The 23,407-nt window shown below is 35.2% G+C and carries 35 protein-coding genes; 25 read left to right on the forward strand and 10 right to left on the reverse strand.

Going from position 1 to position 23,407, the window contains the following annotated elements:
- Window positions 1-94: 94 nt before the first annotated feature.
- The 6 genes from C5F49_RS02315 to C5F49_RS02335 are packed head-to-tail and all read left to right on the forward strand — an operon-like array spanning window position 95 to window position 3,853.
- Entirely contained in the window at window positions 95-1,510 is a 1,416-nt protein-coding gene (locus tag C5F49_RS02315; protein ID WP_179363582.1) for a hypothetical protein, read from the forward strand.
- A gap of 52 nt (window positions 1,511-1,562) precedes the next feature.
- Window positions 1,563-1,685, forward strand: a complete 123-nt coding sequence (locus C5F49_RS09665; RefSeq protein WP_281361120.1) for a hypothetical protein — start codon at window positions 1,563-1,565, stop codon at window positions 1,683-1,685.
- 49 nt (window positions 1,686-1,734) lie between these two features.
- A complete protein-coding gene (locus C5F49_RS02320) occupies window positions 1,735-2,046 on the forward strand; it encodes a hypothetical protein (RefSeq protein ID WP_179363139.1) in 312 nt (103 codons plus the stop codon).
- Between the two features lie 33 nt (window positions 2,047-2,079).
- On the forward strand, window positions 2,080-2,292 hold the full coding sequence (locus tag C5F49_RS02325; protein WP_179361850.1) for a hypothetical protein: 213 nt from the start codon (window positions 2,080-2,082) through the stop codon (window positions 2,290-2,292).
- Complete coding sequence (locus C5F49_RS02330; RefSeq protein WP_246275363.1) at window positions 2,289-3,242, forward strand: hypothetical protein; 954 nt, start codon at window positions 2,289-2,291, stop codon at window positions 3,240-3,242. Before C5F49_RS02325 ends, C5F49_RS02330 begins: the two co-directional genes overlap by 4 nt.
- Entirely contained in the window at window positions 3,239-3,853 is a 615-nt protein-coding gene (locus C5F49_RS02335) for a hypothetical protein (RefSeq protein WP_179363140.1), read from the forward strand. Before C5F49_RS02330 ends, C5F49_RS02335 begins: the two co-directional genes overlap by 4 nt.
- 1 nt (window position 3,854) lies before the next feature.
- Here C5F49_RS02335 and C5F49_RS02340 read toward each other — a convergent pair whose 3' ends face one another.
- The 3 genes from C5F49_RS02340 to C5F49_RS02350 form a co-directional block, all read right to left on the reverse strand.
- The gene (locus tag C5F49_RS02340; RefSeq protein WP_179363141.1) at window positions 3,855-4,424 is read right to left on the reverse strand and encodes a hypothetical protein; all 570 of its coding nucleotides are present in this window, start codon (window positions 4,422-4,424) and stop codon (window positions 3,855-3,857) included.
- Window positions 4,421-4,897, reverse strand: coding sequence for a helix-turn-helix transcriptional regulator (locus C5F49_RS02345; RefSeq protein ID WP_179363142.1), 477 nt, complete (start codon window positions 4,895-4,897; stop codon window positions 4,421-4,423). The genes C5F49_RS02340 and C5F49_RS02345 overlap by 4 nt, the downstream gene beginning before the upstream one ends.
- 142 nt (window positions 4,898-5,039) lie before the next feature.
- The gene (locus C5F49_RS02350; protein WP_179363143.1) at window positions 5,040-5,339 is read right to left on the reverse strand and encodes a hypothetical protein; all 300 of its coding nucleotides are present in this window, start codon (window positions 5,337-5,339) and stop codon (window positions 5,040-5,042) included.
- Between the two features lie 135 nt (window positions 5,340-5,474).
- Here C5F49_RS02350 and C5F49_RS02355 point away from each other — a divergent pair, with 135 nt between their 5' ends.
- The 8 genes from C5F49_RS02355 (at window position 5,475) to leuD (ending at window position 12,521) form a co-directional block, all read left to right on the forward strand.
- Window positions 5,475-6,548, forward strand: coding sequence for a hypothetical protein (locus tag C5F49_RS02355; protein WP_179363144.1), 1,074 nt, complete (start codon window positions 5,475-5,477; stop codon window positions 6,546-6,548).
- Window positions 6,549-6,688: 140 nt separating this feature from the next.
- A complete protein-coding gene (locus C5F49_RS02360) occupies window positions 6,689-6,958 on the forward strand; it encodes a hypothetical protein (RefSeq protein WP_179363145.1) in 270 nt (89 codons plus the stop codon).
- Window positions 6,959-7,039: 81 nt separating this feature from the next.
- A complete protein-coding gene (locus tag C5F49_RS02365; RefSeq protein WP_179363146.1) occupies window positions 7,040-7,414 on the forward strand; it encodes a hypothetical protein in 375 nt (124 codons plus the stop codon).
- A 204-nt stretch (window positions 7,415-7,618) separates the two neighbouring features.
- Entirely contained in the window at window positions 7,619-8,599 is a 981-nt protein-coding gene (locus C5F49_RS02370) for an Hcp family type VI secretion system effector (protein WP_179363147.1), read from the forward strand.
- A gap of 159 nt (window positions 8,600-8,758) precedes the next feature.
- Window positions 8,759-10,030 carry a 3-isopropylmalate dehydratase large subunit gene (locus C5F49_RS02375; RefSeq protein WP_179363148.1) on the forward strand — a complete coding sequence of 424 codons (1,272 nt, stop codon included), beginning with the start codon at window positions 8,759-8,761 and terminating at the stop codon, window positions 10,028-10,030.
- The gene (locus C5F49_RS02380; RefSeq protein WP_179363149.1) at window positions 10,027-10,518 is read left to right on the forward strand and encodes a LeuD/DmdB family oxidoreductase small subunit; all 492 of its coding nucleotides are present in this window, start codon (window positions 10,027-10,029) and stop codon (window positions 10,516-10,518) included. The genes C5F49_RS02375 and C5F49_RS02380 overlap by 4 nt, the downstream gene beginning before the upstream one ends.
- Before the next feature lies 1 nt (window position 10,519).
- Window positions 10,520-11,935, forward strand: a complete 1,416-nt coding sequence (leuC, locus tag C5F49_RS02385) for a 3-isopropylmalate dehydratase large subunit (protein ID WP_179363150.1) — start codon at window positions 10,520-10,522, stop codon at window positions 11,933-11,935.
- A gap of 1 nt (window position 11,936) precedes the next feature.
- A complete protein-coding gene (gene leuD, locus C5F49_RS02390; protein WP_179363151.1) occupies window positions 11,937-12,521 on the forward strand; it encodes a 3-isopropylmalate dehydratase small subunit in 585 nt (194 codons plus the stop codon).
- Here the strand turns inward: leuD and C5F49_RS02395 are convergent.
- From C5F49_RS02395 to C5F49_RS02415, 5 genes are read right to left on the reverse strand one after another with little or no spacing between them, the layout of a single operon-like run.
- On the reverse strand, window positions 12,499-13,218 hold the full coding sequence (locus C5F49_RS02395; RefSeq protein WP_179363152.1) for a nucleotidyltransferase family protein: 720 nt from the start codon (window positions 13,216-13,218) through the stop codon (window positions 12,499-12,501). The two genes, leuD and C5F49_RS02395, sit on opposite strands and share 23 nt — an antisense overlap.
- A 3-nt stretch (window positions 13,219-13,221) precedes the next feature.
- Complete coding sequence (gene rpsI / locus C5F49_RS02400) at window positions 13,222-13,671, reverse strand: 30S ribosomal protein S9 (RefSeq protein ID WP_179363153.1); 450 nt, start codon at window positions 13,669-13,671, stop codon at window positions 13,222-13,224.
- Window positions 13,668-14,177 carry a 50S ribosomal protein L13 gene (gene rplM / locus C5F49_RS02405; RefSeq protein WP_179363154.1) on the reverse strand — a complete coding sequence of 170 codons (510 nt, stop codon included), beginning with the start codon at window positions 14,175-14,177 and terminating at the stop codon, window positions 13,668-13,670. Before rplM ends, rpsI begins: the two co-directional genes overlap by 4 nt.
- A complete protein-coding gene (locus C5F49_RS02410) occupies window positions 14,170-14,517 on the reverse strand; it encodes a 50S ribosomal protein L18e (RefSeq protein WP_179363155.1) in 348 nt (115 codons plus the stop codon). Before C5F49_RS02410 ends, rplM begins: the two co-directional genes overlap by 8 nt.
- A gap of 44 nt (window positions 14,518-14,561) precedes the next feature.
- Window positions 14,562-15,227: a DNA-directed RNA polymerase subunit D gene (locus C5F49_RS02415; RefSeq protein WP_179363156.1), complete on the reverse strand. Its 666-nt coding sequence runs from the start codon at window positions 15,225-15,227 to the stop codon at window positions 14,562-14,564.
- Window positions 15,228-15,287: 60 nt separating this feature from the next.
- Here C5F49_RS02415 and C5F49_RS02420 point away from each other — a divergent pair, with 60 nt between their 5' ends.
- From C5F49_RS02420 to C5F49_RS02455, 8 genes are read left to right on the forward strand one after another with little or no spacing between them, the layout of a single operon-like run.
- Complete coding sequence (locus C5F49_RS02420; RefSeq protein WP_179363157.1) at window positions 15,288-15,974, forward strand: ribosome assembly factor SBDS; 687 nt, start codon at window positions 15,288-15,290, stop codon at window positions 15,972-15,974.
- On the forward strand, window positions 15,974-16,657 hold the full coding sequence (gene rrp4, locus C5F49_RS02425) for an exosome complex RNA-binding protein Rrp4 (RefSeq protein WP_179363158.1): 684 nt from the start codon (window positions 15,974-15,976) through the stop codon (window positions 16,655-16,657). Before C5F49_RS02420 ends, rrp4 begins: the two co-directional genes overlap by 1 nt.
- Window positions 16,657-17,391 carry an exosome complex exonuclease Rrp41 gene (gene rrp41, locus C5F49_RS02430; RefSeq protein ID WP_179363159.1) on the forward strand — a complete coding sequence of 245 codons (735 nt, stop codon included), beginning with the start codon at window positions 16,657-16,659 and terminating at the stop codon, window positions 17,389-17,391. Before rrp4 ends, rrp41 begins: the two co-directional genes overlap by 1 nt.
- 2 nt (window positions 17,392-17,393) lie before the next feature.
- A complete protein-coding gene (gene rrp42, locus C5F49_RS02435; RefSeq protein ID WP_179363160.1) occupies window positions 17,394-18,212 on the forward strand; it encodes an exosome complex protein Rrp42 in 819 nt (272 codons plus the stop codon).
- Window position 18,213: 1 nt separating this feature from the next.
- Complete coding sequence (locus C5F49_RS02440; RefSeq protein ID WP_179363161.1) at window positions 18,214-18,435, forward strand: eL43 family ribosomal protein; 222 nt, start codon at window positions 18,214-18,216, stop codon at window positions 18,433-18,435.
- On the forward strand, window positions 18,419-18,664 hold the full coding sequence (locus C5F49_RS02445) for a KEOPS complex subunit Pcc1 (RefSeq protein WP_179363162.1): 246 nt from the start codon (window positions 18,419-18,421) through the stop codon (window positions 18,662-18,664). Before C5F49_RS02440 ends, C5F49_RS02445 begins: the two co-directional genes overlap by 17 nt.
- A 23-nt stretch (window positions 18,665-18,687) precedes the next feature.
- Window positions 18,688-19,089 carry a prefoldin subunit beta gene (locus tag C5F49_RS02450; protein WP_179363163.1) on the forward strand — a complete coding sequence of 134 codons (402 nt, stop codon included), beginning with the start codon at window positions 18,688-18,690 and terminating at the stop codon, window positions 19,087-19,089.
- 47 nt (window positions 19,090-19,136) lie between these two features.
- Entirely contained in the window at window positions 19,137-19,823 is a 687-nt protein-coding gene (locus C5F49_RS02455; RefSeq protein WP_179363164.1) for an ERCC4 domain-containing protein, read from the forward strand.
- Between the two features lie 33 nt (window positions 19,824-19,856).
- Here C5F49_RS02455 and C5F49_RS02460 read toward each other — a convergent pair whose 3' ends face one another.
- Window positions 19,857-20,342, reverse strand: a complete 486-nt coding sequence (locus tag C5F49_RS02460) for an NOB1 family endonuclease (protein WP_179363165.1) — start codon at window positions 20,340-20,342, stop codon at window positions 19,857-19,859.
- Complete coding sequence (locus C5F49_RS02465) at window positions 20,332-21,147, reverse strand: NAD(+)/NADH kinase (protein WP_179363166.1); 816 nt, start codon at window positions 21,145-21,147, stop codon at window positions 20,332-20,334. The genes C5F49_RS02460 and C5F49_RS02465 overlap by 11 nt, the downstream gene beginning before the upstream one ends.
- A gap of 90 nt (window positions 21,148-21,237) precedes the next feature.
- Here C5F49_RS02465 and C5F49_RS02470 point away from each other — a divergent pair, with 90 nt between their 5' ends.
- The 3 genes from C5F49_RS02470 to C5F49_RS02480 are packed head-to-tail and all read left to right on the forward strand — an operon-like array spanning window position 21,238 to window position 23,383.
- Window positions 21,238-22,083, forward strand: coding sequence for a sulfurtransferase (locus C5F49_RS02470; RefSeq protein WP_179363167.1), 846 nt, complete (start codon window positions 21,238-21,240; stop codon window positions 22,081-22,083).
- Window position 22,084: 1 nt separating this feature from the next.
- Window positions 22,085-22,396, forward strand: a complete 312-nt coding sequence (locus tag C5F49_RS02475; RefSeq protein ID WP_179363168.1) for a hypothetical protein — start codon at window positions 22,085-22,087, stop codon at window positions 22,394-22,396.
- 36 nt (window positions 22,397-22,432) lie between these two features.
- The gene (locus tag C5F49_RS02480) at window positions 22,433-23,383 is read left to right on the forward strand and encodes a 4Fe-4S dicluster domain-containing protein (protein ID WP_179363169.1); all 951 of its coding nucleotides are present in this window, start codon (window positions 22,433-22,435) and stop codon (window positions 23,381-23,383) included.
- The last annotated feature ends 24 nt before the right edge of the window (window positions 23,384-23,407 follow it).

Here is a 23,407-nt window from a genome sequence, read left to right on the forward strand (position 1 = left end):
ACAACTACTTGGTCTATCTTGGACTATAATTGATGAAGAATAAACTAAAGGATAGCATTCTTTATCAGTGAGGAAAAATTTTCAACCGTTATTGATGCCTAGAATTTTTGTATTTGCCGTATTGCTACTAATTGGATTTGTGGCTGCATTTCAAACAGGTTATGCTCAGACTACAGAGCAGACAACAATTTCTGATGACTTGGAGAATAATCCAGTTGCTCAGGATATTTTGAGAAAAATAGAGCAGACAAAAAAATGGATTGCAGAATTAGAGGAGCGAAACTATGAGAATTTAGAAAAACAAAAAGAGTTGGAGGATAAAAGAGCTCAATCCCTTGAAAGACTAAATCAAGACCTTACTGATTGGGAAAATTTGTGGGAATATTATTCGCCATACAACTCTTTTGAGCGCTTTGTAGATAAAATTCCTGACTCTCAGGTGCAAGATGTGTTTTGGGATCAGTTTGAATTCAAAGAACAAAAAGTAAAGGCAGGACGAGATGCGCTAAAACAAGTATTGGCTGATGGGGGGACAAGACGTGCAGCATTCCAAGCATATCTTGCAGCTGCTGAAACTAAAAGAATTGAACTAATTGAAACCAATTCACAGTTTAATGTTAAACACAACTTGGCATACTATTCACAGCAAATTCTATTTGATGTGGATGGAAAATTTGTAGATTCACCAGTAACTGGAGAGCAATTAAGACAATACTATGAGGATTATAGAACAAATCCTGCATATCTGCAGGCAAATCCTGATGATGCCTTATCTTGGGATGATCTTGGAAAAACAAATCCTGATACAGAATGCAGAGATGGACAAATAGTTGTGTACCGATACCATGCCGAGGATTATGTTTGTGTATCCGTATCTACTGCTGAGATGTGGATAAGACACGGAATGGGTGAAATTACAGGAGATGTACAAAATCGTTTTGCTTCTGAACCAATTACACCACTAACAAAATGCAATGATGGATTTATTGTAATCTACAATGTTGATACTGAAAAATATTCATGTGTGTTAAATGAAACTGCACAAGAGTGGGTGGAGTCAGGAATTGCTGAAATTCATACTACTGATAACTATATCCAAACTAGTATAGAGAAAAAGGATGTAGACCTTAGAATTGCTGAAATTTCAATACAAATTCAAGATATGGAGCGTGAATTTGAAGATAGCCAATTAGAATTAAAAAAATTCTACGATAAAGTATATGCTGATTTGCTATTCCAGTCAAAACTTGATGAGAAAAATGCTACACTAGACTATAATCAGAGTTCTGATATTACCAAAGAAGAACTAAGTATTAGGATTGCCGAGATTCGAGAAAATTATGAGACTGAGCAAGACTCTATCCTTGATGAAAAAATTGATGATTTGAAAGAACTTGAAACCAAATTTGAAGATAGCATGGATGATCTTGTATCTCTTTATGAGCAAGATCCATACATTGAGGTAAAACTAGATTCTGATGGCATTGCATATGTAGTTCTAAGAGATTAATCTCGATATTATGGATATCTGGAATAAATTACAAAATATCAGTTTCAAAAAAATGTCTATAATTTTTCTAATATTACTTGGAATTACGTTTCTTGGAATCTATGCTACTTGTGGAACTCTTTACAAAGTTGACTGCCATGAAGTATTATTACGTAAATTTCCAAGAGGATTTTGAAAGTTAAAAAATGAAAATAATTTTGTTTGATGATCATCTGAGGGTAAATTTGAACCTACTTGAAAAAATTGGTGCTGCTAAAGGCTCATTTTACATTCCATATGATGATATTGTATCTGTCTTTTCAGAATCTCCTCATTCTCAGTCGGGACTAAAAATTGCAGGAACAAATCTTCCGCGTATATTGGAACTTGGAACATATTTTGCAGATAAACAAAAACAATTTTGGTATACTAAGAAAAGAAAATATGATTTTCTTGTGTTGGTATTGAAATCAAATTTTTATTCTAAAATAATTTTAGAGCTGGCAGACAGTAAAGAAATTGCAAGTGAGCTCAATAAACTATTGGAGAAAAAATGAAAATTAGATTTTTAATAAAATTGGAGCAAAACTATGTTAGAATATAATATTGCAATTGTTGTAATTTTAGGAATAGTTCTGCTAATTGCAATAATATCTACAGTGAAAAATCATCGTAAGAAAACAAATTCTAATCAAGAAACATGTATTTCTTGTAGAGGTATGGGTTTTATTCCCACATATACAAGTAAACCAATTCCTCCATGTAAACGCTGTAATGGAACAGGATATGTGGATAGAAAATGAAAACAGAACACAAAATTATTCTGGTGATGATATTCTTAACATCCTCTACATTGGTTCTGATTTACCAAAATCCTGATGGCGTTCCAAAATCCATATCATTTGAAAAACATTCTGATGATCTAGTTGCAATGAATCAACTATCCAAAAAATATCAATTGACTGATGATGAGCAGAAATTTGAAAATTCAAAAAGACTGATGCAAGAAAAATTAAAAGAAATTTCCTTAGACTATATGGGTCTAAAAATCACACATGTGGAATTACTTGAAGGGTACTATCCATTTCAAAACAGTACTCATTGGGCAGAAAGATTTGATTTAGAGCCTTCATCTGTATGTGACTTTGAGCGTAAGATACCTCTGCATATGCAAAAACTCATGCAAACTGAAAATTTTAAAATATTTACAAAAAAATACGCCTCACACGACCTTGAATTATCAATACAGGATGAAAGAAGCCAGCAGTCCAATATTCATTATGGATTGTTTGCAACAAATAACAAAAATCAGAGTGCATCAACTTACTTTCATCTGAGTTCATGCACTGATGAAATAACTGACAAGGAACCGTTGTATTTGCATTGTTTTGATGGTAGTACTGGCTATCGATATAACACACACACCTATGATGATATAATTTCCAGTTATTCAAATGGAGAATTTTGTAATATTATTTTAGACCCGTGGAGACAATCTCTTTATGATTACTCTCAAACATTACGTGAAAAACTAAGACAGTTAGAGCAAGAATCTATGGGGAATACTTTTGATCAAGAATCACATTGGAAGTTTTTCTCAGAGATGAATAAGCAAGGAGAATTAAGAAACATTGTTGGAGCAATGATTCACGGTAAATTTGATGAGCAACGTACACAGGATATGATAAAGCAGTATGAAAAACAGTATGGTAGTCTGTCAGATGAATTATTGGAGTTAATTGAGAAGAGATGAAAACTAGTTTTAATTACTTTTTCACTCCAGTTGGTCCTGAATACAAGAAAAAGTTTGCAAGAAATGTTGGTGTTATAGTTTTAATTCTCTTTGCATTTTATGGTGTTATGAGTTTGATTGGTAGTGTCTCAGAATCTGAAAAAATTGAGATGATAGATGATGTTTCTCTAACCATTCCGTCTGCACAAGAATTTTTAGTAATGGACTGCGAATCTCTTAGTCATATTTATCCTGATTTTCCTAGTGAGGAGGTTGCAGACGCATGGATTACTAGAATGCATGAATGTCTAAATGAACAAGAAAAAGAAAATGTTGCACCTAAAGTAATTGAACTGTTCAAAAATATTCCAGAAGTACAGGCATTTCAAATGCAATATGAAGATGCACAGATATCAGTAAGAAATGATCACGTGTCATATTTTTCTGGAAGTGAAGATGGTTATCTTGCTAGGATGAATCTATATTTTGATGAAAATTATATTCTAGACCATATCGAATTTCATTGCTATTATCAAAAAGTTCATCAGATTGAGCTTCCTCAAGAGGATCTAGCATCAAAAATAAAAAAATTTGGCTGTAAAGAATATGCCGAGTCAAAAAATGAAAACTAGCCTATGGAGTCTCTTCTGAGATATCATTAATGGTGACATAGACACGAAATTCACTCTCATCAATTTTCACTGAGATATCATCAATTGTTGAATAGTATTTTTTGTTCTCATCTGTGTCCTTCAAGTCCAGTGTTGTGAGTAATCCGTGAGATATTAGATATGATATGTTCTCAGATAATGAAAAACTACCATATCTTGCCCTTGATGCAATCTCCCACAGTGTCAGAGGATAATCAAATGCAATATCCATAATGTGTTTTTTGAGTGGATCATCATAAGAGTTTAAGATTGCATTTTTGAGCAATTCGTCTTTGATTTCTATTTTGTGTTTTGATTGGGGCTCCATGTGACATATCTTATCTAATGTCTTTCTGATTGTAGATGAGCCATCATGGCCCATAATTTTCTCTGTAATGCATTCAAACTTTTCAAAGTCTTTCAGTGATGATGCAAGCGTAATTTGATACTGTTCAAATAAATTGTTTTTAATTTTTGTAATGTCGTCTTTGTCTACAAAATCTGTAAATGTTTTCTCAAAAGGAGTGGCAAGGAGAGTCTCCATTGCAGTCATGGGTAGACTACTCCTAATCTTGCTTTGGGCAAACGTGATAGGTTTACCTGCAATCTTATCTGGCTGATTTTAGTTGATACACTAAACTCTGCCTTTGAAATTATTTTGTCAAACACTCTAACACGTTTTTCTGATTTTGTATATCCAACTGGCAAGATAAATCCGTCATGTAACAACTCGTTGAACTTGCGGTATGCAGAAGACAATGAAACTCCACACTTTTCAAGCAGCTCATCTTTTGCAATTGGTTTGTCAATGTGCAATAGAATCTTGCGCTTTACAGAATCACTGTAGATGTCTATAATTTTTTCTGCAAGACTGTGCTCGTACAGCTCAATCCACAAGGTATAGTCATGATCCTTGCTTATTGCAAGAGCTGATTTTATTGCATGTCTTGGAAGTTTATTCTCACATGCAAGCATTGTTCTCTCACCTGGTTCTAAGTTGTCATTTGCATTTCGAATCGTATCCATGCATAATAGCTGGGAAAACTGGTTTGGCATTGTACCATAATATAGGTCAAAATCTTACTTAAGAAATTCTACTTTTTGTTATTTTTGAAAAAAAGATTATTGCTTATATAGAAGAGAAAATTTGTGCCTAAAAAAGAGGGGTTTAGCCCCTTCCCATTGCGGCATACTTGCCTTTTCTACCTCGAAGGAAGAACATTGTTGCAACTCCGCCAAATACTCCAGCAGACAAGATGGATGCTCCAACTATTCCATCAGCTGCAAATACAGGAGTGCCAGAACCTGTTGCATCTTTTTGTGTTGCAATCTCTACTTTGATTCTAGAGTCTTTCATTCCTTCATACAGTCCTTTTTCAGAAATATCATACTGTGCAAAGGCTGGCTGTATCATAACAACTAGCAATGCAAGTGATATGCCTGTAAACAAAACAGATTGTTTTTGCATGAGAGGTTAATTACATCTGTATGATAAAAGACACAGATCATTTTCTCAATTAAAATAATTTCTTATTGTTGTTTTATGTGATTGTAACCTAAATGAGACATGTACAAAGCGATTGTCCTACTTTTGGTATTGATAGTGTCAATATCATCAGCTAATCATGTATCTGCTGCACAATTGGATGCTGCAATTGCCAAGGATTCAGATGAATTTATCCCAACTTATCAGTTTACAAGAATTATTACAATAAACCATGATGGTGATGCAGAACTACAAAGATTGGTGGGTGATGGTATCAAGGTATCATTTGATATTGACAAATCAAATGCTGACTCTATAATATCTCAGATAAACGCAGAACTGGAGAAAAAATCTTTTGCAAAGGTTACTGATGTCTCTGGAAAATATTCTGCACTTGTATCTGTGCAGGAAAAATCAATTGGTATAGAGTATAGGATAGTCCTAAACCCTACAATTCAGAATCACTATGTTGGAGATTCAAGTACTTTGGATTCTCAGTGGAGAGGATTCTCAATTGAGGGAGTAATTCCTGTAGATACTGAATATGGAGAATATGACATCAACTCTCCAAGTAGTGTTCTTGCAGTATCTCATGGTATGGTGCTAGAATATTTATCTGGTAGTGAGGCAATGGAGATACTAGAGAGTCCTCTAATTGATGCTGCAGGAATTTCTGAATTTCCATTACATAGATGGGAATCAATGTTTGATCCTACTGCCAAGATGAGTGAGACTGTAGATTTCAAGTTTTCAGGCACAGTAATCACCAATTATTCAATGGGAATCTGTACTGTATACATTGGATTCTGTGAAGACAAAAAGATGTATCAGGAATTTACAATTGACGGAGAAGAATATTCTATTCGCTCAATAGAGTCCCAGGATGATGCAACAATAGTCATTGAAGGATATGTCAATGAGTCTAGAATAGGAAAAGTTGAGGTGTTTGCAATTCAGGATGATGCACCAGTTATTGTAAAAGAAGATGACATGCAGGTAGTTGCAATGTATGGTATATCTGGACTTGGGGTTGCAGCAGCTGTCGGATTCTTTGTAATTAGTGACCGAAAGGCAAAGAGAACGAGTTCCGAGCAATCCGGAATTGATCCTGCACATTTGGAGTCAGTTCCAATATCAAGTTCTGTCGGAGGATACCGGACAAACAGAGGAACATCACAACTAAAGACCTAGAATTAGTATTTTTTTTAAATTTTTTTATAATTGAATTTTCATTAATGCATCTGGAATGAATTACAAATTAAGAATTAAACAAGTTTAAAATAAAAAATGAATATATTGCAGACTGATTAGCACACGAGTATCTGATTATTATGAAATGCAAATATTGCGGTAAAAATTTTAATGCAAAAAATTCTATTTTTTGTTCTAAAAAATGTAACACTTACCATTCTGCAGAATTAGAACGTAAAACTAATTTGAAATCTGTAACTGTAACAATAAAGATGGACCAAGATGTATCTAATGGCCTTAGAAAAATTCAATCAGATCTTATTCGAAATGCGACTGAGAACATCTCTTTTTCATATGTTGTGAATCTCGTACTAAAAGAAGGAATTAAAAATAAAAAATTAGCATCCTGAGTTGTTTTAATTGAAATATTGATTTCTTTGGAGAATTGGAATTACAATTATAAGTAATATGTTCATAAATGATGCATATTGATGAAATCTAAAGTTTTTCTGATTGTACTATCATCTTTAGTGATAATCTCAACTGGAGTTGTATTGTATTTCTTTGAGTTTCAAGATCCTAGAATAACTAATCTCACTTTTAACAACGTCAAAGTATCAAAAATTACCGAAACTGGTGCTATTTTTGAATCTACGACTGATTATCCAATCAAGTGTTATGTAGAATATTTTGAAAAAGATTCACCGACAAATATCATTGAGAAAGATCATTCCAACCTTCCTCATGAAGTTCATAAAATTGTGGTCATGGATTTGAAACCTGATACTGAATATTCGTATAGATTTACAACAATGTTTGATGGACATACAATTGCTCCTGAATGGATGTCTTTTAGAACCCTGTAGAGGGGCAGTATTAGATAAGATGAAAACTAGACTTTTGGCAATACTTGGAATTATCTTGGGTTTTGGTGTCTTAATTTCAATTCTATTTTTAGAATGGGTTTCACAATTTGAATAATTCTTTTTTCATATCTAATCCTTGGAATTGTAATATTTGATCGCTGACAGATGATCTGGTTTAAATCGACTTTAAATTTTTAATTTCTAATGACAAGTAAAACAATCATTGCAGGACTTGTGGCTTTAGCATTTGTCGCAGGTACTATAATGACAGGAACAACGGTATATGCCGAACATAAACCTGGCCACCAAACAAATTCTGGTGGATTAGGTGATTTGCAAAAACAAGTTGATGAAAATTCTGGACATATTACAGTTCTCAAAGGACAAGCTGATGGATTTGATACTGAAATGGTACAATTGCAAGCACGTGCAAGTGCTCTAGAGGAGTCACAGGCATCTGTAGATTCATTCTTTGATATTTTCATAGAATTTTATGAATCTCCTGATAGCTTCTTTGACATCTTCACAGATGCATCTGGAAATCGTATTGATTCATTCTTTGATGTCTTTACAGAGATTTCAGTACATGATGCTGATGTGGAAAGAATTGATACTGAAATAGTATCACTTGATCTACGGATTGATGATCAACAAGATCAAATTGATGCACTAGTAACTAACCCTCCATCTGAATCTGCCTCTACTTCAGCATACATCAAATTTGATGGTGTTGATGGTGAAGCAATAGATAAGGATCACCAAGGTTGGAGTGATTTATTATCATTTGACCAAGGATTACATCAACCTGGAGGAGCTGCAACTGGTAGTACACGTACACGTGGTGATGTAGTAATGGATGATGTTGTAATTGTAAAAGAATTAGACAAAGCTAGTCCAAAAATTGCTGAATCTGTAGCTTTAGGAAAAGTATATCCAAAAGTTGAGATTAATTTAACCGCAACGTATGGTGATGCAGGTCGACTTACTTACTATGCATATGAACTAACAAATGTTCTAGTAACAAGCTATAACATTAGTGGTTCAGGTCAAGGAGAAGATGTTCCAGCTGAGAGTTTCTCATTAAACTTTGAGGAAATCAAGGTAACATATACCGAACGTGATTCTAACGGTGATAAGAAAGGCAACGTAGAATACTCATGGAAAGTTGAGGAAGGAACTTCCTAATTTTTTCTTTTTTTCTTTTAATTAAAAATTCAAACTTTTTCCATTTGTGACTAATTTTGGAAAATATTGAAAAAACAAATGTTTTAGATATTGCCGTTTTAATATCTGACATACGGACATCTGAAAAGCTTTTAATCTGTAGAACAAGCTTTTTTCATTATGAATCTTGTAGAGAAGATCCTCGCACGTGGTGCTGGAAAGTCATCTGTTTCCCCAGATGATGTAGTTTTTGCCAATGTGGATAAGGTAATGATGCATGATGTGTCCGGACCAGGCGTGATTAAGGTATTTGACAAGCTAAAGAAACAAGGATTTTCAGTAGACAAACTATGGGATCCTACCAAAGTTTGGGTTGCCGAAGACCATTTTGTGCCATCTGCTGAAAAAGTATCTGCTGAAAATATAGTAAAATTATCAAAATTTACCAAACAATATGGAATTGAAAAGCATTTCAAATATGGAATGGGTCAGTATGGAATTTGCCATACAATTTCTCATGAAGAGGCAATGGTGTTGCCCGGAGAAATTTATGTTGGTGGGGACTCTCACACAAACACAACAGGTGCTTTGGGGGCTTTTGCTTGCGGTCTAGGACACACTGATATTGCTTATGTTTTGTTAAATGGAAAAATTTGGTTCAAGGTCCCTGAAACTTATTACTTTAAGCTAAATGGGAAATTACCTGATCATGTGATGGCCAAAGATGTAATTCTAAAAATTATTGGAGATATTGGAAATGATGGAGGATCTTATAGAACTATGCAGTTTGGCGGAAGTGGCATTGATGAAATGTCAGTTGAGAGCAGATTGACATTATGCAACATGACAACAGAGGCTGGCGCAAAGAATGGTATTGTAGAGGCAGACCAAAAAGTGGCAGACTATCTTACTCAAAGAGGTGCAACTAACATGAATTTGGTTAAAGGTGATGCAGATTCTGAATATGCAAAAACGTTTGAGTATGAAGCATCAGAGTTGGAGCCAACTGTTGCAAAACCATTTTCTCCTGAAAACATTTGTGTAGTGCGAGAAGCTCCTTCTGTTGAATTAGATAAATCATACATTGGTTCTTGCACTGGTGCAAAATACGAAGACTTGGTAGCAGCAGCCAGTGTACTCAAAGGAAGAAAGGTAAAGATTCGAACAGAAATTTTACCTGCAGCAATTTCAATTTATCAGAGAGCCATGGAGAATGGATTATTAAAAATATTCTTAGATGCCGGAGTTACAGTTGGACCACCAACTTGTGGTGCCTGCTGTGGTGCCCATATGGGAGTTTTGGCAAAAGATGAAATTTGTATCAGTACTACCAACAGAAATTTCCCTGGCAGAATGGGACATGTAGAGTCTCAGACATATCTCTCATCGCCTCTAGTGGCAGCAGCTTCTGCAGTAACTGGAAAAATCACAGATCCGAGGGATTTGAAATGAAAGGCAACGTCATAAAATACGCACGAGACAACATTGACACTGATGTTATCATTCCTGGCACATATCTCAAAATTCACGATTATGCAGAACTTGCAACACATGCAATGGAGGGATTAGACCCTGACTTTCATTCCAAAGTAAAAGAAGGAGATTTTATTTTATCAGGTAAGAATTTTGGTTGTGGCTCATCACGTGAACACGCTCCAATTGCTTTGGCCCATTCTGGAATAAAGGCAGTGCTTGCATTATCCTTTGCAAGAATCTTTTATCGAAATGCAGTTGATGGGGCATTTTTGTTACCAATTGAGATTGAACAGGATGCATATGAAGGAATTTCAGAAAGTGATGAGATTGAAATTGATGTAACTAAAAATGAAATTAAAAATATTACAAAAAATCAAACATACAAAATGAAACCATTCTCAGAAATTATTGGAAAGATAATTGCTGCAGGTGGTTTATTCAAGTACAAGCCAGACCAGGATTAAAATGGGAAAAACACTTTTTGAAAAAATCTGGGAATCCCACATTGTTGTTGAAAAACAAAATAATCCATCATTAATCTACATAGACAGACATCTAGTCCATGAAGTAACTTCTCCACAAGCCTTTGAAGGCTTGCGAATGAATAACAGAAAAGTCAGACGACCTGATCTTACCATAGCTACTATGGATCACAATGTTCCAACAACTGACCGCTCTCTTCCAATGTTAGATGAAATATCCTCTGTTCAAATTAAAACTCTGGAAAAAAATTGTAAAGATTTTGGAATTAAATTATTTGGAATTAACAGTCCTAATCAAGGGATAGTTCATGTAATTGGTCCTCAGCTAGGAATTACACTCCCTGGCTCTACCATTGTTTGCGGTGATAGTCATACATCTACACATGGCGCTTTTGGAGCATTAGCTTTAGGAATTGGAACCAGTGATGTGGAGCATGTCTTGGCATCTCAAACTATGTGGCTCGAAAAACCAAAACCATTTGAAATTAGAGTTGAAGGAAAACGAAAAAACTCTCATGCAGTTACTGCAAAAGATATCGTTCTATCAATTATCAAAAATATAGGGACAGGCGGTGGAACAGGCACTGTAATTGAGTATCGTGGTGAGGGAATCACTGATTTATCCATGGAGCAGCGAATGACTATCTGTAACATGTCTATTGAGGCAGGGGCTCGTGCTGGTTTGATAGCACCTGATGAAAAAACCTTTGATTATCTACGAGATAGAGAGTACACTCCAAAGAACTATGAATCTCTCGTTGATTCTTGGAAGGATCATTTGAAGACTGATAGTGATGCCCAGTTTGAGAAAGAATTTACCTTACACATTGATGAGATTGCTCCACAAGTAAGTTGGGGAACCAATCCTGGCATGACATGCAATGTATCTGACTCTATTCCATCCCCTGATGAATTTTCTAAAGGTGATTCAAATCAAAAGAGAGGTGCTGAAAAAGCACTAGAGTATATGGATTTGAAACCTGGAACTTTGATTGAAGATATCAAAATAGATAGAGTATTCATTGGCTCATGCACTAATGCTCGATTGGAAGATTTGATTGAAGCATCCAAAGTGATCAAGGGGCAAAAAATTTCTCCAAATGTTCAAGCAATGGTGGTTCCTGGTTCTCAAATGGTAAAAAAACAAGCAGAAGATATGGGCTTGGATAAAATTTTCATTGATGCTAATTTTGAATGGAGAGAAGCTGGTTGCAGTATGTGTCTTGGAATGAACCCTGATATTTTATCTCCAGGAGAGCGATGTGCAAGTACATCAAATAGAAATTTTGAAGGAAGACAAGGAACTGGGGGACGAACTCATTTGGTTAGTCCTGTGATGGCAGCAGCTGCTGCAATTCATGGACATTTTGTAGATGTAAGGAAGATGGATTTGAATTAAGATGGATTGTTTTAAAAAAATAACTAGCATTGTTACTCCACTTGATAAAGTAAATGTGGATACTGATCAGATTGTTCCAAAACAATTCTTAAAGCTAGTTCAAAAATCAGGATTTGGAGAATTTTTATTTTTTGATTGGAGATACGATGAGCAGAAAAATAAAAAATCTGATTTTGTCTTGAATGATTCAAAATATGAAAATTCACAGATTCTAGTAGCAGGAGATAATTTTGGCTGCGGTTCTAGTCGTGAACATGCTGTTTGGGCCTTACTTGACTATGGATTTGCAGTAATCATTGCCCCTTCATTTGCAGATATTTTCTTTAGCAATTGTTTCAAAAACGGAGTTTTACCAATTATCTTGGATCAGAGCATTGTGGAAAAACTACTACAAGAGACTGGTAAAATTGAAGTAGATTTAGAGGGCCAAACTATCAAAACTCCAACAGATGAAATATCCTTTGAGATTGACTCTTACCAGAAAAAAATTCTTTTAGAAGGGTTGGATGATATTGCAATTACATATCAATATGAAGATAAAATTTCAGCTTTTGAAAAACAGTCTAAAATCCCATCTGTTTTATAATCTTCTTTACTCTTTTCTCGTTTCTCTCTAAGACCATTGGGGATTCAGCATCAATCCATTCTTTATCACCAATATCAAAGGCGCTAATTTTTCCTTCTTTGGATAGGTCTTGTAAAATATCAAATGATAGATTGATTTCCTTTTGTTTTTGTTTTGCTTTAATTTTTTTAATAATATCATTTCCTAACATGTAAACTCCAAGACACTCTGATAGTTGTAATTTCATTACTGGTTTTTCTTTAAACTCTTTTATGATTCCATTCTCTACTGTTGCAAACCCTGTCTCTTCTTTTCTTTTAGTTCTAGTTGCAACACACGCAGAACTTTTTTTCTCTTTGAAAACTTTTTTCATGTTACCAAGATCTATTGCACACAAGTTATCTACAAACCATAATACAAATTCTGATTCGTTTTTGAGTTTGTCTGCAATGTGTAACAGGTCTCCCCCTGTACCGCTTTGTGAGTCTTGAACAAATGAAATGTTTTTTTGTTTTCCGTAATAGTTTTTGATTTGCCCTCCCAATCCATTAAAATCTGAAATGATGATTACCTCATTTACAAAACTAAATGATTTTAGATATCTTACAATGTAATCAATCATTGGCTTTCCATTGATTGGAGTCATTGCTTTTGGAAAATATTCAGTATATGGTTTGCCTCTGGTTCCCTTGCCGCCTGCAAGAATTACAGCCTTCACAGCCTAACGGTATGATTTCTGCTTTCTTCTTCTTGCACCAGGTCCGCCAAATTTCTTTGGTTCTCTTCTTCTGGCATCTCCACTGACTAGGTATTTATCAAAATCAGTGATTCGTTTTCTAAGGTCTTCTCTAGTTGATTTTGGGAAAGGATGATCTTTTGGTTCTTTTTTAGATTTGGTCCATCCTGTTAGTGCTCTTGAAATTCCAGTTGCTATTGCACTTGCTTGACCCATAAAGCCACCGCCTCTAACTCTAACAGAAATATCGATTTTGTCTCTCAAATCTCCTGTAATCTCTAATGGTGCTAGAATAACTTCACGAGCAGTCTCTTGTGGAATCATCTCTACTGGAACGTTGTTAATTCTAACTTTGCCTTTTCCTTTAGTAATGTAAACATGTGCACTAGCTGTTTTTCTAGTTGCAAAATAAATTTCAGTTTTTGGAGTTGTCATTCAGTCCACCCAATTATTCTACATAGTTCGCCTAGTGCTGTATAGTTTGATGCAGTTTTTCTAATCAATGCTTTTTCAAATTGAATTTTTTCTAGTGATTTAATTTCTTGAGGGGAACCAATGTATGTTCTAAGTCTTTGATGTGCTTCTTTACCTGATGGTTTTCTATCGTATGGTAACATTTGACGAATCATTTTTGCCATCAAGGTATCTGGTCTTCTATAGTGTACAGGACCGTGTTTGTAATTGATGATACTGTTAATTTCTAAAAATTCTCTTTGTTCTTTAATCTGATTACTTCTTGTTCCACTCATCATGATTTTTTCACAATTAACAACTGAAACTCTGTGTCCTTGCATTAGTAATTTTGCAACATTTGATGCTAGTCTTCCTGCAATGTGATTAGTTGCATCAACTACAATTGGTCTATCAGTTCGAATTACAACTTCTTGTTTGGAAGTGTTTGAATTTCTTCCAGCTGGTCTGTTGATTCTTCCATTAGCCAAGTAAAACGACTCCTTTTCCAGTTGGGTTTTGTTCGATTAAGTCTGAATGAGTGATTAGTTTGCCACCTTTCTCAACAATTTTTGCTGCTGCAGAACTTGAAATTGAAAATGAGAATAATGTGATTTTGTGAGAAATATTTCCTGTTCCGAGGACCTTTCCTGGGAATACTACAATGTCGTTTTCTTTGGTTAATTGATCGATTCTATTCAAATTGAGATCTCTTCTTGCAATGGATGGTTTTAGTGCATATTCTGCCAATTTTCCCCAAATTGCGGCATCATTTTTTGCTGATGCTTTCTTTAGATCTTTTGCCATGTGTATTACGACTTGACTAGTCATGTGAATAATGCGGTTTGAAACCCAAATATAATGTCTATGCTTAATTACGCTTCAACTTGGTCAATCATTTCTTTAAATTGACCAATTCTATTGGTGACCTCGTCAACTCCAGAAACTATGATTTGCTCTGGTTTGAGGGCTCCAGTTGATTCTACAGTTAGTACTTTGACATCTTCTTTGTCAGTATCTGTAAGTGTTGAGATGTTTGCAGAATTCCATTTTGCGTGTTCAGTTCCACGTCCTAGTCTTGCATAGCACTCAACTTTGATTCTTTGACCTGGTGCTAGATGAACGATTGGAATTTTATCTGAAACTGGTTTAATTGTATCATCTTCTGATGATAACTCGTTAGATAGAACGGTTCTTGTAACGTCTGAATCACCAGAGTCTAAAACTAACATAACTTTGCAGTTTGAACATCCTGTCTCACTTTGACACTCACATTTTGATGGTTCATTGAATCTGCTCAAATCTGTAGTAATTGGAATTAGCCCTAATCTGTGTGCTAGTCCTTCATCTGGTAATACTGATGAATTTTCAATAACATCTACAGTATCAATTGCAAAAACTGGAACTCCGTTTAGACAAACTCGTCTAAGGGCGTTTGCATACTGTAATGGTATGCCTTTTAGCTTTACAGCTATCTTATCATTATCTTTGCTAATTACTTCTAAGGATGACAAATCTTGAAGAAAATCTTCAAAGTCCACATAAAAATCTAGCTGGTTTTACGTATAGATAAATACCAAATTACCATAGATGTAATAGAAATGGCAGACTATACGTTGGTTAGATATTCCTTTGAAGGTGAAAAGTTTGAAATTATGGTAAAGCCTGATCCTGCACTTGATTACAGATTGGGTAAGAAAAAGGATATTGCTTCAATCTTGGTTTCTGATGAAATTTACACTGATGCCAGCAAGGGTACAAGACCTGCTGCTGAAAAATTACTCCATGCTTTCAAAACCGAAGATCAAGCTGAAATTGCAGAAATTATTCTCAAGAAAGGTGATCTGAATCTTACAACTGATCAAAGACGAAAGATGATTGAAGAGAAGAAAAAACAGATTGTCACATTTATTGCCAAAACTTACGTTGATCCTAGAACTCACTTACCACATCCTCCAGTTAGAATTGAGCAAGCAATGAAAGATGCACGAGTATCAATTGATCCTCACAAAACAGTCGATGAGCAGGTAAAAGATCTTGTAGAACAACTACGTTCTATAATTGCTCTAAAGTCTGAGAATCTCAAATTGGAGATTATCGTCCCTGCACAATATGCATCTCAATCATATGCAGTTCTAAAATCTGTAGGTTCTCTAAGTTCAGAAGAATGGCAAAATAATGGTTCATTAAAAGCAATACTTGAAATACCCGCTGCAGCAAGGCCAAACGTGATAGACAGATTAGGTTCTATAACCAAGGGCTCTGCTTCAGTCGAGGTAGTTCAATAATGGATAATAAGCGAAAATATGTTATTCCAGGCGATGTTGTAACTACTGGTCCATTCAGACCTGAGCAAAATGTAATCCTTGAAGGCGAAAAGATAATTTCTACAACCATTGGTATTTCTGAAATTTATGAAGATTCAGTTCGTGTAATTACATTAACTGGAAAATATATCCCTAAAATCGATGATCTTGTTATTGGTAAAGTAAATTCACACACTTCCTTGTCCTGGGAGTTGGACATCAATTCATGCTATGTTGGATTTTTGCCTGCACAAGATGTTTTTGGACGAGATTTTTCTGCTCATGCTGATGAACTTTCTACTAAACTAAAAACAGGAGATCTAGTGGCAGCAAGAATTGCTAATTTTGATAGAACAAGAGATCCTCTAGTTACAATCTCTGATAGAGACTTGGGTGCAATTGACTCTGGTGAATTGGTAGAAATCTCACCAAGTAAGGTTCCACGCCTAATTGGAAAGAGAGGTAGCATGATTCAGATGATAGAGATGGCAACAAATGCTGCAGTTACAATTGGTCAGAACGGCTGGGTTGTAGTTTCATGTGAGAGTCCCGAGGGATTATTAAAGGCTAAAAAAGCAATTGAAATGGTTAATCAAAAGGCACATGTTGCTAATTTGACTGACCAAATTAAAGAAATGTTAGAAATAAAGGATGATGAAACTTAATGGGCGGAAGAGACGCAACAATGGTCCTATTGGACGAGAATGGTATTCGCTGTGATGGTCGTAAAGTAGACGAGACACGACGAATAATGATTAGAGCCGGTGGACTAAAAAACGCTGATGGTTCTGCTTACATTGAATTTGGTGATAACAAAATTTTGGTCGGAGTTTTCGGTCCAAGAGATGTACATCCAAAACACATGTCAAACACTGATACTGGAATTTTAAGAGTTAGATATCACATGGAACCCTTCTCTGTTGGTGATAGAAAAAATCCTGCACCTTCAAGAAGAGAAATTGAAATATCCAAAGTAATCAAAGAAGCTTTAGAGCCTGCAGTAATGTTGGAGAATTTCCCAAGAACTGCAGTTGATGTATTTATCGAAGTATTACAAGCCGATGGTGGAACTAGATGTGCTGCACTTACTGCAGCATCTGTTGCACTAGCTGATGCTGGAATCCCAATGCGAGATATGGTTGCAGCAGTTGCAGCAGGAAAAGTTGCAGATACAATAATCCTTGATGTTAACAATGAAGAAGACCAAGCAGGTCAAGCAGATATGCCAATTGGTTACATGCCAAGTCTTGATAAAATTACACTATTACAATTAGATGGAGTTTTGACTCCAGAAGAATACAAAAAATGTGTTGATGTTGGAGTAAAGGGCTGCAAAGTTGTTTACGAACTACAAAAGAAAGCACTAAAAGACAAATACTTTGGAAATGGAGGAGACTAAAATTGACATCTGTTTCTGTTATTGATGAACTAAAGAGAACACAAATTCTTGAATTATTAGAACAAGGAAAACGTGTTGATGGACGTGCACTTGATGAACCACGTGAACTTAAAATTGAAATTAATGCAATTCCACACGCTAATGGATCAGCCCGAGTCTATCTTGGTGATACTGAAACAATCTGTGGGGTAAAAATTAAACCTGATAGACCATTCCCAGACACTGGAGATAGAGGCCTTTTCATTTGTACTGCTGAACTCTTACCATTATCTCATCCAACTGTAGAGACTGGTCCACCACAACCACCTGTTATTGAATTAGCAAGAGTTACTGATAGAGGAATTAGAGAAAGTCACATGGTTGATGTTTCTCAATTAGTTATTGAAAAAGACAAATCCGTAATTGGTGTATTTGCTGATATTGTTGTTGTTGATTATGATGGCAATCTCTTTGATGCATGCTCTTATGCTGCAACTGCCGCTTTACTTACATCAACTACTCCAAAATGGACTTGGACTGATGAACAACCAACACTAGTTGAAGGTGAAGAAACTCCTTTGCCAATAACTACAATCCCAGTATCTGTAACTATGGGAAAAATTGGTAAACATATCCTAGTTGATCCAAATGGAGATGAATGGGCTAGTATGGATGCTCGTGTTACAATTACAACTGATTCTGATGGAAATATCTGCGCATTGCAAAAAGGTGGCAGTGATGGATTCACACAAGATGAAATTAATCAATGTGGTGACATCTCTGTACGTGTAGGTGCACAGATAAGAGAAAAAATAAAAGCAGCTCAAAAGGATAGTCAGTAAAATGGTTAAACACTCTAAAGCAAAAAAAGCCCTTAAAGGATTAGGTGCTCGTTACGGAATTAAACTTAGAAAACAATATTCTAAAGTTCATTTTACATTAAAAGAAAAACGAACTTGCCCTGAGTGTGGTTCACAAAACTTTGGACGTGATGCCGTTGGAATTTGGTCTTGTAAAAAATGCAGCTATAAAGTAGCCGGAACTGCATATGACATTAAACTTTAGTGCAAAAATCACAGTTGATGCAAAAGACAAGACAAAAGCAATTTTTGAATCTGTAAATACAGACAATGAATTTTATCCTGAAAATCCTGTAAAAACAAAGATGACTTTTGATAAAAAAATCACCATTGCTGTTGAAACTGATCAATTACCTCATCTTCGAGCAAACTTGAACTCTACTCTTCGATTAATTCAAGCAAGTTATGATTCAATAGAATCGGTAAAGATATAATGAAACAAATTTTTTGGTAAATAATGTCAGCAGGACAAATGCCACCATGGCTTCAAGAGCAAATTATGAAATTACAACAAGCACAGCAGAGTCTTCAATCAGTAATGACTCAAAAACAACATCTTGAAATTGAAAATGCAGAAACAGAAAAAGCCCTTGAAGAATTACGCAAAGTTGCTGATGGTGATGCAGTGTTCAAACAAGCTGGTACTGTTTTGATTAAATCAAAAAAAGAAGAGTTGATTGCTGAATTAGAAGAACGAATTGAACTAACTAAAACACGTGCAACAGTTCTTGAAAAACAAGAAACACGTCTAAAAGAATCACTAAAAGAGCAAGAAGCAAAAATTACTGAACAAATGAAAGGTGGTGCTGCCGGTACTCCTCCAAATTCACCTCCTGTAGAAGACAACCCTAGAAAATAATTTCCTAGTTTCATACAAGATATTAACAATTCTTTTGTAGCAATGTTGTGAATTTAGAAAATCTTAGAATTGTAGTAGATGAGCGGGAGCGGAAAAGTGGAATTCCTGATTTGTTAAAATCTATTGGATTAAACATTGAAATGAAAACACTTCCGATTGGAGATTACATTGTTGCACCTGAAACAATAGTTGAGAGAAAAAGTATTCGTGATCTTATGGCTTCTGTTTTTGATGGTAGATTGTTTGATCAATGCTCAAGATTGAAAGAACATTTTGAGCACCCAGTAGTTCTCATGGAAGGTAATGTTGATGAAATTGAAGAGATTACTGAAAACCCTCTGATTTTTTATGGCGCTCTCTCAACTGTAGTTTTAGATTTTAACATCCCTGTAATTCCAACACCTAGTGCTGCACATACTGCTAAACTTTTGGTTTCAATGTGCTCCAGAAAAGATACTCCTAAAGGCCCATATCTAAAAAAGATAAAAAAATCATCTGATCTGGAAAAACAACAACTTTCAGTTCTTTGCAGTTTACCTGGAATAGGAGAAAAATTTGCAGTTAGAATGCTAACTAAGTTTGGAACTCCTCTGAAAGTTTTCAGTGCCACTGCTGCAGAATTGGCAAAAGTTGAAGGTCTAGGTGATGCTCGTGCAAAAAAAATCAAAAAAACACTTGCTACTAAAAGTAAATTACTAAAAACATCAAACCAACAAACACTACACGACACTTGATTGAATTAATTTTCAAATTCTAACTGTATAGTTTTAGCTGATTTGTTTGAGTAATTTTCTTTTTAATGGAGTTCCACACATTGGACACTCTGTTCCAGTTGTGTGATTAGTTCTACATCCTGGGCAATAATGAACCCATTTTCCAACATCTGCGATACCCTTAGTCATGATAGGCCTAATTTCTAAACCTAGATTCTTGGCAACGTTTGAAATTGCAAAATCATCACTAATTATCTGACCCTTCATTTCAATACCTAATGCAATAATTGAGATATCTTGTTTTGATAACTGGGGAAAATCTCCTGTATCTTTTGATGATTTGATTGCAGCTTTTATTGATTCAGAATCTGGTTCTCTGATTTTTAATCTGTTAGTTTCAAGTAAAGTTCCTAATGCATCATGGTTTTTCTTTATGTGTTTAATTTCTTCATAAACTAGTGAGGTTGTGTAGCAATCATCTGATGATCTAAACGGTACTCCTGCATAAAATGCACTGGCGTCTAAAATTCTAAAATCCAAGCTTGCTCATCTGTCTTAGTCCTCTCTTCTTTAATCTTAGAAAGACTGCATGTTTTTTGTATCTTTTAATGGTGATTGGTTCTCCATATCCTGCCGATTTGACTACTTGTGCATCCATTGCAATATGGCAATCATGAGTAGATGTAATTTCTATTTTTTCATCTGGAACAATCAATGATGCTAATCTGTACACTGGTGCGACAGGTGTTATGATTAAAACATCTAAACTTTCATGCAGAATTGGACCTCCTAATGAAAAAGAATGACCTGTAGAACCACTTGGTGTTGCAATTATCACTCCATCCATTTTTTGCTTTACTGTGTCGTCTTGAAATTTAATTGTAATCTCTGCAGTTTTAGTCAAGTTTGTTCTAGTGATGTAAATTTCATTTAGTGCTGGTGGAAATTCTTTTCCTCCACAAGATGCAACAACTCTAATTCTTTTATCTAAAAAGAAATTATCTTTTACAATTTGTTCAATTGCATCATCAATTTCTTCAATTGTTATTTCTGCTAAAATCCCTCTATTTCCTCCTACGTTGATAGTCAGAATTGGAGTCTCATTTTCCAAGTTTCTAAATACACGAAGTGTTGTTCCATCTCCCCCTAAGGTGATGACCAGGTCTAGTCTTTCCTTTTTTAATTCCTCCAAGGCCTCTATCTGTTTTGCGCCCTCAACTTCAATTGGAGAAATAGTAAATACTGTAATTTTTTTTGCTAATAGCTTTTTTGTAACGTCTTTTGCAGCTTGCTCTGAATCTTTGGACCCTACCTTGCTAACTACTGCTACTTTTTCTAATTTCAAGCAGTTCTTCTGAATCGTATTTACTTAAAAATGATATTTTTCCTATCCTTTGGAAAAACAAATAAGTATGAAAACAAATCCGTACAAATTATGAGTTACGCACATCCTGAAGTTTTAGTCGATACCGAATGGGTATCACAGAATCCTCCTAATGAAAAAAGAAAATTAGTTGAAGTTGATTATGATCCTGTAAATGGATATCAAAAAGGCCACATTAATGGTGCCAGTTTAATTTGGTGGAAACGAGACATCAATGATCCAGTAACTCGAGATATCATTAGTAAAAAAGAATTTGAAGCATTAATGGCTAAAAACGGAATCACTGCAGATACTGAAGTTATTCTTTATGGTGACTTTAACAACTGGTTTGCAGCATTTGCTTTCTGGGTTTTCAAAATTTACGGTCATGAAAATTTAAAGATCATGAACGGTGGACGAAAAAAATGGGAATTGGAAAATAAAGATTACACTACTGACGAACCTCAAATAGCTTCGACAACTTATGTTGCACAACCTACAGATGAGGGATTACGTGCATATCTATTTGATGTTAGTAGAGCTTTAGGAAAAGAAGACACTGTAATGGTGGATGTAAGATCACCTGCAGAATTTACTGGTCAAATTACTGCACCTCCAGAATATCCAATGGAGCATGCACAAAGAGGTGGCCATATTCCTGATGCAAATAATATTCCTTGGGCAACTGCAGTTAATGATGCTGATGGTACTTTCAAAGCAGTTGAAGAATTAAAACAAAATTATGAACCAAAAGGAGTCACTCCTGACAAAGATGTAATTTGTTATTGCAGAATTGGAGAGCGTTCTTCACACAGTTGGTTTGTATTGAAATATCTACTTGGATACCCAAAAGTTAGAAACTATGATGGTTCTTGGACTGAATGGGGAAACATGATAGGAAATCCTGTGGAAAAATAAATTGCTTTTAGACCTTCCTGTTCTTGAGAAAGGTACTTTCTATTTTATCAAAGACGGCGAGTCTGATATTATCTTAGAGGACAAAACTAAACGTGGTCTTGAAATTAAAGAAACCTCTATTGATGAAAAAATCAATGTCAAAGCCGATAAAGGAATGATCCATGATATGGATGGAATTGGACACTGGGTTCCAATTCGTTGGTATTTTGCAAAAGATTCCTTTGATCTATCTCAGGTATTGGTTCACGCAGAAGCAATGGATGAAAAGTACACCAAACTTCGAGAACTCACATGTCCTGATGATGAGGACTGATAACCTTTTTATCTAAAATAAAATGAATAGACACAGATGTCTTTACTCCTAAAAGATCGAGTTTGGTCAATGGAGGCCGCAACTGCAAAACGTGGCGTTTATCCTTTACATGGATTCAAACTTGGCTTGTATCGATTACCAATAAAACTCGAAGATCCAGTTGAACTAAAATCTGTTCATGATGGTCTCAAAAAGGCATTTGAAATGGACATGTATGCTGATAGAATTTACGCAACATATCGTTGGAAAGAACAAAACATGGATGATCCTGATGCTAAAGGATATCAAGAAGTTGATTTGTCAGTTACAGTTGAAATTGTAAGTGGCGAAGTTGTAGATATTATTTATCAAATTTTCCCAATTGAAAAGTTCGGTGATCCTAATTGGGTTAAAGATTATAGAAAAAAGGCTGACCATTTTGCTAAAATGGTAATTGATACTATTTTACGAAATACTATTTTGGCTGACAAAATGATTTCATATTTTGCAAAAACTGAAAAAATTTCTGAAGTTGCAGCTATTCAAAAACTAGAAGAACTAACTCCTCTTGCAAAAATTGTTCTTGGTGCAAAACCAAAACCAGTTGAGGCAAAAGACGATGAAGAGGGTGAAGAAGATGATAGTGCTATTGAAATTCCAGATGGAGCAAAACCTGGACCAATTGATGTTGATTACAAATCAAAAATGAAACCAACTACACCATACGAAGCCCCTGAACACACAATCAAAACTTGGGGTAGAAGAGGTACAAGTAATGGTATCATGGGTGTATGGGGAGAATTTGTTTCAGTAGACTATGATATTTGTGTAGCCGATGGTGGATGCATTGAAGCATGTCCTGTCGCTGTATACGAATGGTTTGACACTCCTGGCAATCCTGCATCTGAGAAAAAGCCGTTAATGTCAAAAGAACCTGATTGTATTTTCTGTCTTGCATGTGAAGGCGTATGTCCTCCACAAGCAATCAAGATTTATGAGCAAAAATAAATTTAATTTCTTTCCACTTAAATA

This window comes from Nitrosopumilus oxyclinae, assembly GCF_013407165.1.
GTDB classification, from domain to species: domain Archaea; phylum Thermoproteota; class Nitrososphaeria; order Nitrososphaerales; family Nitrosopumilaceae; genus Nitrosopumilus; species Nitrosopumilus oxyclinae.

What these genes read in the sequence shown, in the direction of transcription:
- C5F49_RS02420 (WP_179363157.1), top strand. Translation starts at nt 15,288, where the DNA reads ATGGCAGACTATACGTTGGTTAGATATTCCTTTGAAGGTGAAAAGTTT.
- C5F49_RS02375 (WP_179363148.1), top strand. Translation starts at nt 8,759, where the DNA reads ATGAATCTTGTAGAGAAGATCCTCGCACGTGGTGCTGGAAAGTCATCT.
- C5F49_RS02350 (WP_179363143.1), bottom strand. Translation starts at nt 5,339, where the DNA reads ATGCAAAAACAATCTGTTTTGTTTACAGGCATATCACTTGCATTGCTA.
- C5F49_RS02345 (WP_179363142.1), bottom strand. Translation starts at nt 4,897, where the DNA reads ATGGATACGATTCGAAATGCAAATGACAACTTAGAACCAGGTGAGAGA.
- C5F49_RS02410 (WP_179363155.1), bottom strand. Translation starts at nt 14,517, where the DNA reads ATGACTAGTCAAGTCGTAATACACATGGCAAAAGATCTAAAGAAAGCA.
- C5F49_RS02360 (WP_179363145.1), top strand. Translation starts at nt 6,689, where the DNA reads ATGAAATGCAAATATTGCGGTAAAAATTTTAATGCAAAAAATTCTATT.
- C5F49_RS02365 (WP_179363146.1), top strand. Translation starts at nt 7,040, where the DNA reads ATGAAATCTAAAGTTTTTCTGATTGTACTATCATCTTTAGTGATAATC.
- C5F49_RS02470 (WP_179363167.1), top strand. Translation starts at nt 21,238, where the DNA reads ATGAGTTACGCACATCCTGAAGTTTTAGTCGATACCGAATGGGTATCA.
- leuC (WP_179363150.1), top strand. Translation starts at nt 10,520, where the DNA reads ATGGGAAAAACACTTTTTGAAAAAATCTGGGAATCCCACATTGTTGTT.
- C5F49_RS02480 (WP_179363169.1), top strand. Translation starts at nt 22,433, where the DNA reads ATGTCTTTACTCCTAAAAGATCGAGTTTGGTCAATGGAGGCCGCAACT.
- rrp41 (WP_179363159.1), top strand. Translation starts at nt 16,657, where the DNA reads ATGGGCGGAAGAGACGCAACAATGGTCCTATTGGACGAGAATGGTATT.
- C5F49_RS02330 (WP_246275363.1), top strand. Translation starts at nt 2,289, where the DNA reads ATGAAAACAGAACACAAAATTATTCTGGTGATGATATTCTTAACATCC.
- rpsI (WP_179363153.1), bottom strand. Translation starts at nt 13,671, where the DNA reads ATGACAACTCCAAAAACTGAAATTTATTTTGCAACTAGAAAAACAGCT.
- C5F49_RS09665 (WP_281361120.1), top strand. Translation starts at nt 1,563, where the DNA reads ATGTCTATAATTTTTCTAATATTACTTGGAATTACGTTTCTTGGAATC.
- rrp4 (WP_179363158.1), top strand. Translation starts at nt 15,974, where the DNA reads ATGGATAATAAGCGAAAATATGTTATTCCAGGCGATGTTGTAACTACT.
- C5F49_RS02335 (WP_179363140.1), top strand. Translation starts at nt 3,239, where the DNA reads ATGAAAACTAGTTTTAATTACTTTTTCACTCCAGTTGGTCCTGAATAC.
- leuD (WP_179363151.1), top strand. Translation starts at nt 11,937, where the DNA reads ATGGATTGTTTTAAAAAAATAACTAGCATTGTTACTCCACTTGATAAA.
- C5F49_RS02445 (WP_179363162.1), top strand. Translation starts at nt 18,419, where the DNA reads ATGACATTAAACTTTAGTGCAAAAATCACAGTTGATGCAAAAGACAAG.
- C5F49_RS02340 (WP_179363141.1), bottom strand. Translation starts at nt 4,424, where the DNA reads ATGACTGCAATGGAGACTCTCCTTGCCACTCCTTTTGAGAAAACATTT.
- C5F49_RS02450 (WP_179363163.1), top strand. Translation starts at nt 18,688, where the DNA reads ATGTCAGCAGGACAAATGCCACCATGGCTTCAAGAGCAAATTATGAAA.
- C5F49_RS02370 (WP_179363147.1), top strand. Translation starts at nt 7,619, where the DNA reads ATGACAAGTAAAACAATCATTGCAGGACTTGTGGCTTTAGCATTTGTC.
- C5F49_RS02440 (WP_179363161.1), top strand. Translation starts at nt 18,214, where the DNA reads ATGGTTAAACACTCTAAAGCAAAAAAAGCCCTTAAAGGATTAGGTGCT.
- C5F49_RS02315 (WP_179363582.1), top strand. Translation starts at nt 95, where the DNA reads ATGCCTAGAATTTTTGTATTTGCCGTATTGCTACTAATTGGATTTGTG.
- C5F49_RS02325 (WP_179361850.1), top strand. Translation starts at nt 2,080, where the DNA reads ATGTTAGAATATAATATTGCAATTGTTGTAATTTTAGGAATAGTTCTG.
- C5F49_RS02380 (WP_179363149.1), top strand. Translation starts at nt 10,027, where the DNA reads ATGAAAGGCAACGTCATAAAATACGCACGAGACAACATTGACACTGAT.